This is a genomic window from Streptomyces sp. NBC_00872, from assembly GCF_045161915.1.
GTDB lineage: Bacteria > Actinomycetota > Actinomycetes > Streptomycetales > Streptomycetaceae > Streptomyces.
This window is the reverse complement of record NZ_CP108806.1, coordinates 8,555,030-8,568,402: the sequence shown is the minus strand read 5'-3', so window position 1 is coordinate 8,568,402 and position 13,373 is coordinate 8,555,030. Positions and strand designations below refer to the sequence as shown.

Genomic DNA, 13,373 nt, shown 5'->3' with positions numbered 1-13,373 from the left:
TCGCCCGGCCTCAGCCGGTGTACTGAGCGAAGACGCGGGTGAAGTCCCACGCCTGCTGGCTGACACCGGAACAGGTGTCGGCTCCGCCACCGGTGCAGGGCCGGTCGCGGTTGACCGACCAGAAGGTCAGCCGTGCGAGATGGTGCTGCTGTGCGTAGGCGAGGATGGTGCGGAAGTCCGCGACGGTCACCGTCTCGCTGTTGTCGGTGATGCCGTTCATGGACGAGATGCCGATGCTGCGGTACGTCTGGTCGTCGCTGTACCCGTACGCGTTCTTGACCGCGTTCTTCAGGCCCTCGGCGGCACGGGTGGTGAGCGTGCCCATGTTCTGGCCCGCGCCCCCGAAGTTGAACGGCATGATCGTCCAGCTGTCCACCGTCAGGCCTGCGGCGGCCGCGCGGTTGATCAGGCTGGTGTCGGGGCCGTTCTGGCCGGTGCCGAAGGTGATGTACACCTTGATGCCGGGGTTGTTGGCCTTGATGGTCTTGAGCGCGTCCACGGTGCGCTGCTGGACGGTGGGGCTGTCGTACGCGGCGGCCTCGATGTCGATGTCGATGGCCTTGAGGCCGTACGCGTTGATGACCTTCTGGTACGCGGCGGCCAGCTCACCCGCGCTGGAGCAGGAGCTCTCCAGCTTGTTGCCGCTCCATCCGCCGAAGGACGGGATGATGTCGCCGCCCGCGCCGCGCACGGTGTTGATGGTCTGCTGGTCCACTCCGCCGGTCAGCGGGCGTCCGCCGTCCCACTGCGGGTTGCAGTAGCCGTTGCTGAGGACGAAGGCCAGGGTGAACCACTTCACGCCGGTCGCGTTCATGACCGTGGTCGGGTTCGGCGGGCTGCCCCAGCCGTTGTAGATGTACGGCGCGACCGCCATGGGTCCGCTGGGCGCGGGCGGGTTGCCGCCGCCCGAGGGCGCGGTCCACTTCTGGTTGGCGGTGCCGGTGCAGGTCCAGATCTGGAGCCGGGTGCCGTTGGCGGACGTGTTGCCCGTCACATCCATGCACTTGTTCGCCTGGGTGTTGACGATGTCGCGTGCCGCCGAGACGGACCACTTCTGATTCGGGGTGCCGGCGCAGTCCCAGAGCTGGAGCTGGGCGCCGTTGGCCGTGCTGTTGCCCGTCACGTCGAGGCACTTGCCGAGCGCGCGGATCGAGCCGTCGGAGGCGACGTCCCACTGCTGCGCGGCGGAGCCGTTGCAGTCGTAGAGCTGGACGGCCGTGCCGTTGGCGGCGCTGCCCGCCGCCACATCGACGCACTTGCCGCCGAGGCCCGTGATCGAGCCGACCGCCGCGACGGCGGCGGTGGCCGGGGCGGGCGTGGTGATGAGCGACGCGGCGAGGGCCAGCGGGAGCGCTGCCAGCAGCACGAGGGTTCTCAGGGGCTTGATACGGCTGAGCACACCGGCCATCAGCGGTTCACCGTCCACTTCTGGTTGGCGGTGCCGGTGCAGGTCCAGATCTGGAGCCTGGTGCCGTTGGCGGAGCTGTTGCCGGTCGCGTCCAGGCACTTGTTCGCCCCGATGTTCACGACATCGCGGGCGTCGGGCAGGGCCCAGCGCTGGTTGGGAGTACCCGCGCAGTCCCAGAGCTGGAGCTGGGCCCCGTCGGCCGTGCTGTTGCCCGTGACGTCCAGGCACTTGCCGAGCGCGCGGAGCGAACCGTCGGAGGCGACGCTCCACTGCTGCGCGGCGGAGCCGTTGCAGTCGTAGAGCTGGACGGGGGTGCCGTTGGCGGGGTTGGCCGCGGCCACGTCCACGCACTTGCCGCCGAGACCGGTGATCGTGCCGCCGGTACCGCCGGAGCCGCTGTCATCGGTGCTGACCCGCACATAGTCCACGACGAGCTGGGACGGGAACGGGGTGCTGCTGTTGGGGTCACCGGGCCAGTAGCCGCCGACCGCCAGGTTCAGGATGATGAAGAACGGCTTGTTGAACACCCAGGCGCGGCCACCGAGATCGGCGGGGGTCCGCCGCTGGTAGACATTGCCGTCGACGCTCCAGGTGATCGCGTTGGGCGACCAGTCGATGGCGAAGGTGTGGAAGGCGTCGGCGAAGGCCTGGCCGCCCGGCAGGGTGTAGCCGGCGCCTATGCCGCCCGAGCCGGAGTAGCCGGGGCCGTGCAGGGTGCCATGGACGGTGCCGGGCTCGAAGCCGACGTTCTCCATGATGTCGATCTCACCGCTGTTGGGCCAGCCGACGTTGCCGATGTCGTTGCCGAGCATCCAGAACGCGGGCCACATGCCCTGACCGCGCGGGACCTTCAGCCGGGCCTCGACCCGTCCGTAGGTCGAGGTGAACTTGCCCGAGGTGTTCAGCCGGGCCGAGGTGTACTCGCACCGGCCGTACCAGCACTGGTAGTTGCCCGGGTTGTCCTTGCGCGCGGTGATGACCAGGTTGCCCTGGCCGTCGAGAGCGGCGTTGTTGTTGCCCGCGGTGTAGTACTGCCGCTCGTGGTTGTTGACGTTGTCGCCGGTCTCGATCTGCCACTTGCTTCCGTCGACACCCGATCCCGCGGGGCCGTTGAAGTCGTCGGAGAAGGTCACGGCGGCGATCGAGGCCGCGGCCTCGGAGCGCGCCTCGGGTGCGGTGGCCGCGCCGGCGGGGGCCGCGGTCAGCAGACCGGTACAGCAGAGCAGGGCGAGCGCGGAGAGCGCCATCCGGCGTCCCAGAGGGATTCGCACAGTCATCACATCGCTTCAGTGGGGGGTCATGCGCATGACATTGCGGCCGAGGGGGAGGTCGCGCGTGAGCGCCTCGGGCGCTTATTTCAGTACTTGATTTAAGGCAGGGCGCGAGGGGTCGTCAAGAAGCTGGTATGGACCAAAGTTGACCAGATTCATGGCCGCCGCACATCCATATGAACCCAGACCCTCCACAACCGGGCGCCCGGTGGCCGATCTCACGGTTGACTTGACCTGCACATGACCGACACTGTGTGTTCACACGGGCCCACGGGTCCTGTGGAAGGCTCCCGCTCGACCACGACCTCACGACCACCGCGGCACCCGCCCCCACCCTGTGGCCGTGCGCCGTGGCGGTCCCCCCGCCGGAGAGGACAGCTTCCCCATGTCCCGTCGCCAACGTCCCATCGGACGCCTGCTGCTGGCTCTCGGTGCCGCCACCGCGGTGCTCGCCACCACCGCGGCCGCCGCACCCGCCGCACCGCCGTCCACAAACGTGATCTCCGCCCCTGGTGCGGGCTCGGCCGGCGCGGTGGCCGCGCTCGACGACACGTACTACCAGGGTGCGCTCGGCAAGACCGGATCCGCCCTGAAGTCGGCCCTGCACACGATCATCAGGAACCAGACGAAGATCTCGTACGCACAGGTCTGGGACGCGCTCAAGAACACCGACCAGGACCCCGCGAACAGTTCGAACGTGATCCTGCTGTACAGCGGCCGGTCGCAGTCGAAGTCGAGCAACGGCGGCAACTCGGGCCAGTGGAACCGCGAGCACGTCTGGGCGCAGTCCCACGGGGACTTCGGCACCGCGGCCGGACCCGGCACCGACCTCCACCATCTGCGCCCGGAGGATGTCGGCGTCAACGGCGTGCGCGGCAACAAGGACTTCGACCGGGGCGGCAGCGCGGTCTCCGGCGCGCCGGGCAACTACACGGACTCCGACTCCTACGAACCGCGCAACGCGGTCAAGGGCGATGTCGCCCGGATGATCCTCTATATGGCCGTACGGTACGAGGGCGGCGACTCCTGGCCCAACCTCGAACCCAACGAGCGCGTCAACAACGGCTCCACGCCCGCGATGGGGAAGCTGTCCGTACTGAAGGCGTGGAGCGACCAGGACCCGCCGGACACCTTCGAGAAGCGCCGCAACGAGGTCATATACAGCCAGTACCAGAACAACCGGAACCCGTTCATCGACCACCCCGAATGGGTCGAGGCCATCTGGTGAGCGCGGCGCGGCATGCCCGTACCTGATCACCGCCGGTGCCAGACTGTGCCGCGTTAACTCCAAGCGCCCCCATCGGGGAATGCTGGCCCTGGCCCCCGGGAACGCGCTTCTCCCGGGGGCTTCGGCTTGCCCAGGACAAGGAGCCGCGGCCTCCGCCCCTCCGGCGGACCGCTCCTGGACATGTGTCTATACTTCCTGGACACATGTCCATCCTTTGTTTCCGAGTACGGGGGACCCGCGTCATGCGGACAGCCGCGCACATCCTGGTCGCTCTGGTGGCCGCCTTCCATGTCTATGTCATGGTCCTGGAGATGTTCCTGTGGGAGCGCAAACAGGGGCGCGGCCTCTCCGGGTTCGACGCCGAACTGGCCCGCGCGACCGCGCCGCTCGCCGCCAATCAGGGGCTCTACAACGGCTTTCTGGCCGCCGGGCTGTTCTGGGGACTGATCGCCGACGACCCGACCGGGTACCGGGTCCGGATATTCTTCCTGATCTGCGTGGCCGTCGCCGGGGTGTACGGCGGGATCACCGCGAACCGGCGCATCCTGTCCGTCCAGGCGCTGCCCGGCGCGATCGCACTGGCCGCGGTCCTGGCGGCGGGATGACCGGATCACCGCCCGCGTCACCTTCCGGACCACCGCCCGGCACACCTCCCCCGACGGCTCGCGGCGAGGGCCCGGCCTCGGCTGATCCCCGTACGGCCAGGACCCGGGCCGGACTGCGGCGGGCGCTGCTCGACGAGTGCGCGGAACGGCCGCTCGAAGAGGTCGGTGTCGCCGCCCTGGTGCGCCGGGCCGGGATGGGCCGGGCCACGTTCTATCTGCACTACCCGGATCTCCAGGCGCTGGCCGTGGACGCGTGCGCGGAGGTGGTACGGGACGCGGTGGACGCCCTGCACGCCTGGCGGGGCGCCCCGGATCCGCGCGTTCCGCCACCGCCCCTCGTCCCGTTCTTCGCCGCCCTCACCCGGCACGCCGCGCTCTACCGGACGCTGCTGCGACCGGGAGGCGGCGGCCCGCTGGGGGAACTGCTCCACCGCGAGCTGCGTGAACGCAGCCGCGCCGAGCGGGCGCTGGCCGGGGCACCCGCCCCCGAGCTGATCGCCTCAGCGGTGGCCGCCACCTTCACCGGGGTGCTGGCGGACTGGCTGCACGGTCTGATCGAGGACTCCCCCGAAGGCATCGCGACCCGCATCTGGCGGCTGCTGGTGGCGCTCCACCGGCTTCCCGCCGACTGAGAGGGAGCATGCCGTACCCACGCTCCGGAGAGCCCGCGGCATATGCCGGAAGCAACACTGGATCGAGTGTTGCCAAACGCCTTACGGCCCCCGGGTGCCTGTGCGACAGTTCATAACAGTCCATCAGCTGGACCAGACAGTGCCGCGCCGTATCGGAGTACGAGATGCCGTCCCCTCTGTTCGCGGACCGTTCTGCCCCGCAGCCTCCCGAGCGGGGGACGGTGGAAGCGCTCATCACCCAGACCCGCCGGCTGCGCGGAGAGGTGGACGCGGTGCGCCGGGACACCGAGGTGGACGACGACGACACGCTCTGGCGCTGGCAGCGGGCGCTCTGCGATCTGGCCGTCCATCAACTGGACGATCTCGGCGCGCACTTGGAGGAGCTGAAGGCCGGCAGGCCGGACGGCCCCGCTCCGGAGGAACCGGCGCGGGGACAGCACCGCGCTCCCCGCCAGGGGCGGGAGATCCAGGACGGCGCCGCCCCGGCGCGGGGGCGGATCGGCAGCGCGGAGTGGAATCTCCTCACCGACGAGGTGAGCTGGTCGGACGAACTGTTCGAGATCTTCGGCCGCCCGCCGGAGAGCGGACCGCTGTCGCTGGACGAGCTGCCCTCCCTGGTGTTCGCGGACGACCAGACGCTGCTCACCGCGATGGTGACGGGCTGTCTGATCGACGGCAGGCCCATGGATGGCGAGTTCCGTATCGTCAGGCCCGACGGCCGGGTGCGTACGCTGCGTATGACGGGTGAGCCGGTCCTCGACGCCGACGGCTGCACCGCCTCCATGTGGGCGGTCCTGCGTGACATCAGCGAACTGCGCCGCAGCGAACGGGCGGTGCGCGACGTACGGGACTCGCTCCACCGCGAACATCACATCGCGCAGACCGAGCGACGGCTCGTGGTCGAGTTGCAGGAGGCCGTTCTGCCGTCCTGGCGCGGCTCGTCACGGCCCGCCGCCCGGAGCGGACCCGCCGCGCTCGACGTGGCCGCACGCCATCTCCCGTCCACGGCCGATCCGTCGGCCTGCCGGGACTGGTACGACGCCCTCGAACTGCCCGGCGGAGACACCCTGCTGACCGTCGGCGAGCTGACCGGTCAGGACATGGCCGCCGCCTCCTCCATGGCGATGACGCTGGGGGCGCTGCGCGGTATGGCCGTGGCGGGCATCGAGCCCGGTGCCCTGCTGGGCCACCTCAATCAGCTTCTCGACACCTCCGAGCGGCCCGCACTGGGCAGCGTGCTCTGCTCCCGCTACAACCCGAGGACCCGGACTTTCGCGTGGGCGCAGGCAGGACACCCCGCCCCGCTGCTGTTCCGCGACGGGACGGGGCGTGTGCTGACTCCGCCGGACGGCGTGCTGCTCGGGGCGACCTCGGGGGCCGCGTACGAGCAGGCCGACATCCGGCTCCGGCCCGGGGACCTGCTGGTGCTGTACACCGACGGGCTGACCCGTGACGGTGACACCACGGGGACGGACCGGGACCGGCTCCTGGCACTGGCGCCCCGGCTCGCCGGGACCCGCACCGCGCAGGAGTGTGCCAGGGCGGTCGTCGAGGAGCTCGGCACGTCCGAACGCACCGACGACGCCTGTGTGATGGCCGCCAGGGTCGGCGGCTGAGGTGAGGTGACCAGGGCTGTCAGATGTCGGCGCTCCCCGCCTTCTTGGCGGGCGGCTTGGGCAGGGCCGACTGGATCTCCTGACGCAGATCCTTGATCTTCCCGTGACCCGCGTACTGGCCGGTGAGCCGGTACATCTCCCGCAGCCGGTCCCAGGTGCGGTGCGACGAGGTCTCCCCCATCGACACCAGCGCGAGACGCGCGTACCGGTCCGCCTGCTCCGGGTCGTCCGCGATGAAGCAGGCGGACGCCAGCGAGATGTAGTCGAAGATCTGGGAGCGCTGCCGGCCGTCGCCCCGTAGCTCCAGCGCCTTCCTGGCATGGCTCTGCGCGACGCTCGCCGCCGCCGGTTCATGGTCGGCGAGGGTACGGAAGGCCAGCGCCTCCATCCCGTGGAGATCGGCCTCGTCGAACATCTGCATCCAGCACGGCGGCGGCACGTCCCCCTTGTCCGAGACGAAGAGTTCCTCCGCCTCGCCCAGTGTTCTGCGCATGGCCTGGCCACGGCCCATGGACGCCTGTGCCCAGGCCTCGATGGTGCGCAGCATGGCGCGGGTACGGGGCAGAGCCTCCTCGCCCGAGCCGGACTTGGCGAGCTTCATCAGATCGAGTGCCTCGTCGGGCCGGCCGAGATGGACCATCTGCCGGGCGGCTCTGGACAGCGCCTCACCGGCACGGGGCCGGTCACCGCCCTCGCGTGCCGCGTGGGTGGCGATGACGAAGTACTTCTGGGCCGTGGGTTCGAGGCCGACGTCATGGGACATCCACCCGGCGAGTACGGCGAGATTGGCCGCGACGCCCCACAGGCGCCGCTGGAGATGGTCGGGGTGGCGGTAGGCGAGCATGCCGCCCACTTCGTTGAGCTGGCCCACCACCGCCTTTCGCTGGAGCCCGCCGCCACGGGCGGCGTCCCAGGCGCGGAACACTTCGACGGAGTGCTCCAGCGCGTCGATCTCCTGTGACCCGATGGGGGCGGCCTCGTAGCGGTCGAACCCAGCGGGGTCGGCGTGCAGGGGATCGTCGAGCCGGGGGGCGTCCGACGAGAGTGCGGGGTCGGAGTGCAGCCAGTCGTGCATGGCGCTGGTGAGTGCGGAGCCTGCGGTGAGCGCGGCACCCGCGCCCACCAAGCCGCGACGGTTGAGCATGAGGTCCATTCCCGTGAATTCGGTGAGGACCGCTGCCGTCCGGTCGGGCGCCCACGGCAGACCGTCGGGGTTGTCAGCCTTCCCGGCGTTCCGTCGTTTCCCCGCGCGCCCGCTCCGTACGAACCCGAGGTCCTCGATGGTCACGACACGACCGAGCCGCTCGGTGAACAGGGCTGCCAGCACTCTCGGCACGGGTTCGCGCGGGGTCTCCCCCATGTCGATCCAGCGCCTCACCCGCGAGGTGTCGGTGGCGAGCTGGAGGTGGCCCATGACCGCCGCCTGCCGGTTCACCAACCGCGCGAGTTCGCCCTTGGACCAGCCGGCCAGGCCGAACAGATCCGACAGACGGGTGTTGGGTTCTCCGCTCACGTCAAGCCCCCAGGTTCTCGGCTGACTTGACAGTAGCCCTCCGGCAGATGCGTGGCGACTATTCGCCAGGGTTCGCCAGGGTGCGCCAGATGGTGTGCCACCCGCGTTCGGGTGTCGGGTAGGAAAGCGCCACCCCGCCCCGGCGGCAGGACGTACTCCCCAGGGTGCCGAAGGGCCGCCGGGGCGGGACGGCGCACGCAACTCGCCGGCACACGAAGGGATCTGTATCGCCCATGTACACAGCATCGGCCTCCGTGTCCGCCCCGCCCCGGTCGCAGCGTACGGTCGTGCCCGGGAGCGGACCGTATCTCGACCCCACCCATGTCGGGCGGACTCGGATCAGGACGGGGGCCGTCACCCAACCGCTCAGCGGGAGACTCGACTTGTCCGGCCCCCAGGGCGCGCAGTTGCGGATGGCCATCGCATCGGTGCACCGGATCTGTCCGGAGTTCAAGCCGGTACAGGTACTGCGCCGCAGCGGCCGCTCCGTACTGCTCGTCGGAACCACCGGGCGTACCACCGCGGTCGCCAAGTGTTTACTGGACCACTCGCCGGTATGGACCGAACGGTTCCGGCACGAAATAGCCGCTTACCGTTCCTTCGTACGGCACCGGCCACCGGTGCGGGTGCCCCGGCTCGTCGCCGCGGACCCGGACAACTGCACGCTGGTGATCGAGCGGATGCCCGGCCGGGCCGCGGCGCTGACCCGCCATCCGGCGGAGGCGCCGCCGAGGGCGGATGTACGGGCCGCGCTCGGCGCGATCGCCCGGATCAACACCTGGCGGCCACCGGCCGGACTCTTCGACGCGCCTCTCGACTACGCGTCACGGATCGCCCGCTACCACGAACTGGGGCTGTTCACCGACCGCGATCTGGGGGACCTCCAGAAGCTGCTGCACGGTCTGGCGGCGGGCCGCCAGGGCATGGGCCAGTTCTGTCACGGTGACGCCCTGCTCTCCAACATCCTGCTGTCACCGGCGGGCCCGGTGCTCGTCGACTGGGAACACGCGGGCTGGTATCTGCCCGGATACGACCTGGCGACGCTGTGGGCGGTGCTCGGGGACGCTCCCGCGGCACGCCGCCAGATCAGCCAGCTCGCCCAGGTCAGGGGCCCCGCCGAGCGGGACGCGTTCCTGGTCAATCTGATGCTCGTACTGACCCGGGAGATCCGGATGTACGAGACGGCGGTGCAGCGCGCGATGCACGAGGCGCCGGAGTCCGGCGCGGGCCCGGCCTCGTCGCCGTCCGCTCCGGGAGCCTCCGCCTCCGCGCGGAGCGGTCCGTCCACCGGCGAGGAGCAGCGGCTGCTGCTGCGCCGGCTCCACGACGACTGCGCGATGGCGCGGCGGGCGGTGCGCGCCGCGGTCGGCACCCGCTGACCCGTTCCACCGACCGGAGGAAGAGAACCACGTCGCGTGCCCCGTGCCGGCACACGGGGCGCGTGGTGCGCCGACGCTCCTCGCCACGGGACGGCGCCGCTCCTCGACGGCCGCCGCACTCCGCCCGCCGGGCCGTGAACCGCCCCCCGGACGGCGGGCCTTGTTCTTTCATTGGTTCACTCCACTGACGCGCCGCAGGCGGGGACACCACCGTCGCGAAACTCCACGAAACCCGCGCTGACGTGGGAAATCGCCCCTGTGGCGGATGATTGACGGATCGTCCGGGAGCCGATACCTCTGTAGTCGGCCCCGCCCGGCAGACCCCTCGCGTATCACCCGTCACTGGAGGCTGCGTTGCAAGGTTCCGTCCCCCCACATCCGAGAGCCCGTCGTGGGCGTGCGCTGAGGGCGGGGGGCGCCGTGGCATCCGCCGCGCTGCTGCTGCCCCTGGTCTCGGCCGCGCCCTCCGCCACCGCGGAACAACCCCGCGCCGATACGCTCCAGCAGGAGTTCGCCGAGGCCTCCGAGCACTACGGGGTGCCGCAGAGCGTGCTGCTCGGGGTCGCGTATCTCCAGTCGCGCTGGGACGCGCACAGCGGGGCTCCCAGCGTCACCGGCGGCTACGGCCCGATGCATCTGACCGACGCCAGGGCCGCGCTCGCCGGCACACAGCACCACTCGGAGGGCGCGGAGGACGCGCGCGGTGACACCTCCCGTCCGGCGCGGACGGCCGGGGCGGTACGGTCCGCCGCGGCGACGGCGCCGCCCGAGATGTCCGAACTGCCCGCGCGGCTGCGCACCCTGGACCGCGCCGCCACCCTGACCGGGCTGTCCGCCGAGGCGCTGCGGGAGAGCCCGGCCGCCAATGTCCGGGGCGGCGCCGCGCTGCTGGCCGCGGCCCAGCGGGACCTGGGCGAGCCGCTGAGCGGCGATCCCGCCGACTGGTACGGCGCGGTCGCCCGTTTCTCCGGAGCGGACGACTCGGCGACCGCCAGCGCCTACGCCGACGATGTGTACGCGGTGATCAGGGGCGGCGAGCGCCGTACGACGGACAGCGGCCAGCGGGTGGTGCTGCGCGCGGTCCCGGCGGTCTCGCCCGACACCTCGCAGACCGCGCGGCTCGGACTGCGTACCGTACCGACGGACCGGACCGAGTGTCCGAGGACGGTCGCCTGCGAGTGGCTGCCGGCGGCGTACGCGGAGTTCGGCGACAAGGACTACGGCAACCACGACAAGGCCGACCGGCCGGCGTCCCAGTCGATCGACTACATCGTCATCCATGACACCGAGGGCTCCTGGGACACCACACTCAAGCTCATCCAGAACCCGGACTATGTGTCGTGGAACTACACACTGCGCTCGTCCGACGGGCATATCGCCCAGCATGTGGCGACCAAGGACGTGGCCTGGCACGCCGGCAACTGGTACATCAACGCCAAGTCGGTGGGGCTGGAGCACGAGGGCTTTCTCGCCGCGCCGGACGCCTGGTACACGGAGTCGATGTACCGCACCTCGGCACGGCTGGTGAAGTATCTGGCGGAGAGGTTCGACGTCCCGCTGAACCGGCAGCACATCCTGGGTCATGACACCGTGCCGGGCACCACCACCCCGCTGATCCCCGACATGCACACGGACCCCGGCCCCTACTGGGACTGGGCGCACTACTTCCAGCTGCTCGGCAAGCCGTTCGAGGCGACCGCTGGCGCGAACGCCGATGTGGTGACGATCCGGCCCGACTACGCGTCGAACAAGCCGGTCTACACCGGATGCGAGCAGCCCGGCGAGGCCTGTGCCCCGCACGGCTCGGGCGCCGTACGGCTGTACACCGCGCCGGACGCGGGCGCCGCGCTGGTGAAGGACATCGGGCTGCGCCCCGGCGGCGAGGACACCACCACCGATGTCAACGATCTGGGGGCCAGAGCCACGACCGGCCAGCAGTACGCGGTCGCCGGGCGCCAGGGCGACTGGACGGCGATCTGGTACCTGGGCCAGAAGGCGTGGTTCCACAATCCGCGTACGGGGCCGACGGCGGTGGGCGCCAAGGCCTCGGTGCTGACGCCGAAGGCCGGGGTGGCCGAGGTGCCGGTGTACGGGCGGGCCTATCCGGAGGCTTCGGCGTATCCGGCGGAGGTGCCGGTCCAGACCGTCTCCGCGCTGCCGTACAAGGTGCTCGCGGGACAGCGGTATGTCGTGGGTGACAGCGCGCCGGGCGAGTATTACTACGCGCCGGCGTTCGACACCAGCGGGCACCGGGTGGTGCGGGGCCAGGAGAGGTACTACGAGATCCAGTACGGACACCGGGTCGGCTATGTGAAGGCGTCCGACGTCGAGGTGCTGCCCGTGCGCCGCTGACCCGGCGGACAGGACGGGGGACACGGCGGGTGTCGTCGGCCACGGAGGGGCCGATGACACCCGCCGTCCGCGTATGCCCCGTGTCCACCGCCAGGACCTCTCGTCCAGGACCTCTCGTCCTCGTCCTCGTCCAGGACTCTCGTCCGGATCTCGCCGGGCCCGGGGTCAGAAGCGCAGGACGGCGGCGATCCTGTCGTGCGCGGCGAGTGTGCCGTCCGGCAGGAACACCACCTCGGCTCCGCCGTCCAGCGCCGTCTCCACCAGTTCGTCGACGATGTCGTCGCGTACGTCGTTGTGCCCGGCGGCCACGGACGCGGGCGCGTCGTCGAGGGGCATGAGATGGCCGTCCCGGACCCTGGCCGTACGGCGGTAGTGCTCTTCGAGAGCGACCAGTTCGGCCCGCTTCTCCCGCACCGACTCCCAGACCTCGTCGAGTCCCGCGGCGAAGATGCGCCGCCCCCTGGCCTCGTCCAGCCGGGTCAGCACCTCCTCCTTCTCACGCCGCGCGTACTCCTCTGTCACCGGCTGGAGTTCCTTGAGCAGCACCGGCGCCGGCCCGTCCACCAGACCGCCCTTGACCAGTCTGCCGACGGCCGAGCGGGTGGCGTTGCCCGCCTCCTCCAGCAGGGCGAGCGCGGGGGCGAGACCCACGAGATGCAGCGGTCTCGGCCTGCGGGCCAGGACCGCGCCCACGGTCTCGTCCACGGATCTCAGGAACTTGCGGGTCTCCTCGTCGGTGAAGGTGCTCGGTGTGTCGCCGATCCGCTCCTCGCGTTCGACGTCCCAGCTCTCCTCGGGCGCCACCATGGGGAATCCGTCCGCGCGGTGTTCCCGCAGCGACTCGCCGGAGCCGCTCCACAGCGTCGCGCGGTCGGCCGCGACCCCCAGCACCCAGTACGGCCGCGACTGCGCGGTGGCGGCCACCAGATTCCGGGTGAGATAGCTGTCGCTGAGGACGACACGCTCGGGCACGTCACGCGGCAGATACCAGATCCGGTGCTCCTGGCTGTCCGCGAGGAGCAGCAGCCCGTCGAGCGTATGGCTCAGATCGACCTCGGCGACGGCCCGGTCGAGCTGTGCCCTGACCGCGACACGTGCCCGCTTGTCCATGTCCGGGTCGGACTCGATGCGGTGTCCCGCCTCGGCGAGGAGATTGCGCAGCCGTACGGCGTCCGCCTCGGCGCGGGGATCGCGCCGGTTGGTGGGCATGGTGAGGGACATGGCCGGGTACGGGCGCGGGCGGCGCAGCTCGCGCAGGACCTCCGGCGTCAGACCGTTGTTGTCCATGCTGTCCCTTCGCTCGATGAAGGTCCGGCAGCGGGCGGACAGCCACGTGCCGGCGGGCCCCCGGCGTATATCCATCGTGCGG

At 70.8% G+C, this 13,373-nt stretch carries 10 protein-coding genes; 6 read left to right on the top strand and 4 right to left on the bottom strand.

The genetic code is table 11. The features are described from left to right. Nucleotides 1–10: 10 nt before the first annotated feature. The gene (locus OG214_RS36490; protein WP_382866908.1) at nt 11–1,408 is read right to left on the bottom strand and encodes a ricin-type beta-trefoil lectin domain protein; all 1,398 of its coding nucleotides are present in this window, start codon (nt 1,406–1,408) and stop codon (nt 11–13) included. Then, nucleotides 1,408–2,679: a ricin-type beta-trefoil lectin domain protein gene (locus OG214_RS36485; RefSeq protein ID WP_363085057.1), complete on the bottom strand. Its 1,272-nt coding sequence runs from the start codon at nt 2,677–2,679 to the stop codon at nt 1,408–1,410. Before OG214_RS36485 ends, OG214_RS36490 begins: the two co-directional genes overlap by 1 nt. A gap of 385 nt (nt 2,680–3,064) precedes the next feature. On the opposite strand from OG214_RS36485, the gene OG214_RS36480 reads away from it, so the two are divergent. The 4 genes from OG214_RS36480 to OG214_RS36465 all read left to right on the top strand — a co-directional run bounded on the left by OG214_RS36480 (nt 3,065) and on the right by OG214_RS36465 (nt 6,760). Beyond that, entirely contained in the window at nt 3,065–3,907 is an 843-nt protein-coding gene (locus tag OG214_RS36480) for an endonuclease (protein ID WP_363085058.1), read from the top strand. A 242-nt stretch (nt 3,908–4,149) separates the two neighbouring features. Beyond that, a complete protein-coding gene (locus OG214_RS36475) occupies nt 4,150–4,512 on the top strand; it encodes a DUF1304 domain-containing protein (protein WP_405987202.1) in 363 nt (120 codons plus the stop codon). Continuing rightward, nucleotides 4,509–5,144, top strand: coding sequence for a TetR/AcrR family transcriptional regulator (locus tag OG214_RS36470; protein ID WP_405987201.1), 636 nt, complete (start codon nt 4,509–4,511; stop codon nt 5,142–5,144). Before OG214_RS36475 ends, OG214_RS36470 begins: the two co-directional genes overlap by 4 nt. 164 nt (nt 5,145–5,308) lie before the next feature. Continuing rightward, nucleotides 5,309–6,760, top strand: a complete 1,452-nt coding sequence (locus tag OG214_RS36465) for a PP2C family protein-serine/threonine phosphatase (protein WP_405987200.1) — start codon at nt 5,309–5,311, stop codon at nt 6,758–6,760. A gap of 19 nt (nt 6,761–6,779) precedes the next feature. On the opposite strand, the gene OG214_RS36460 is transcribed toward OG214_RS36465, so the two are convergent. Next, nucleotides 6,780–8,273 (bottom strand): hypothetical protein, encoded by a 1,494-nt coding sequence (locus OG214_RS36460; RefSeq protein WP_363085061.1) that lies wholly within the window; start codon nt 8,271–8,273, stop codon nt 6,780–6,782. Between the two features lie 233 nt (nt 8,274–8,506). Between OG214_RS36460 and OG214_RS36455 the strand changes: the two genes are divergently transcribed. Further along, complete coding sequence (locus tag OG214_RS36455) at nt 8,507–9,652, top strand: aminoglycoside phosphotransferase family protein (RefSeq protein WP_405987199.1); 1,146 nt, start codon at nt 8,507–8,509, stop codon at nt 9,650–9,652. Nucleotides 9,653–10,006: 354 nt separating this feature from the next. Next, the gene (locus OG214_RS36450; RefSeq protein ID WP_405987198.1) at nt 10,007–12,004 is read left to right on the top strand and encodes an N-acetylmuramoyl-L-alanine amidase; all 1,998 of its coding nucleotides are present in this window, start codon (nt 10,007–10,009) and stop codon (nt 12,002–12,004) included. 165 nt (nt 12,005–12,169) lie between these two features. Here OG214_RS36450 and OG214_RS36445 read toward each other — a convergent pair whose 3' ends face one another. Next, nucleotides 12,170–13,291 carry a chemotaxis protein gene (locus OG214_RS36445; protein WP_363083179.1) on the bottom strand — a complete coding sequence of 374 codons (1,122 nt, stop codon included), beginning with the start codon at nt 13,289–13,291 and terminating at the stop codon, nt 12,170–12,172. Between the last annotated feature and the right edge of the window lie 82 nt (nt 13,292–13,373).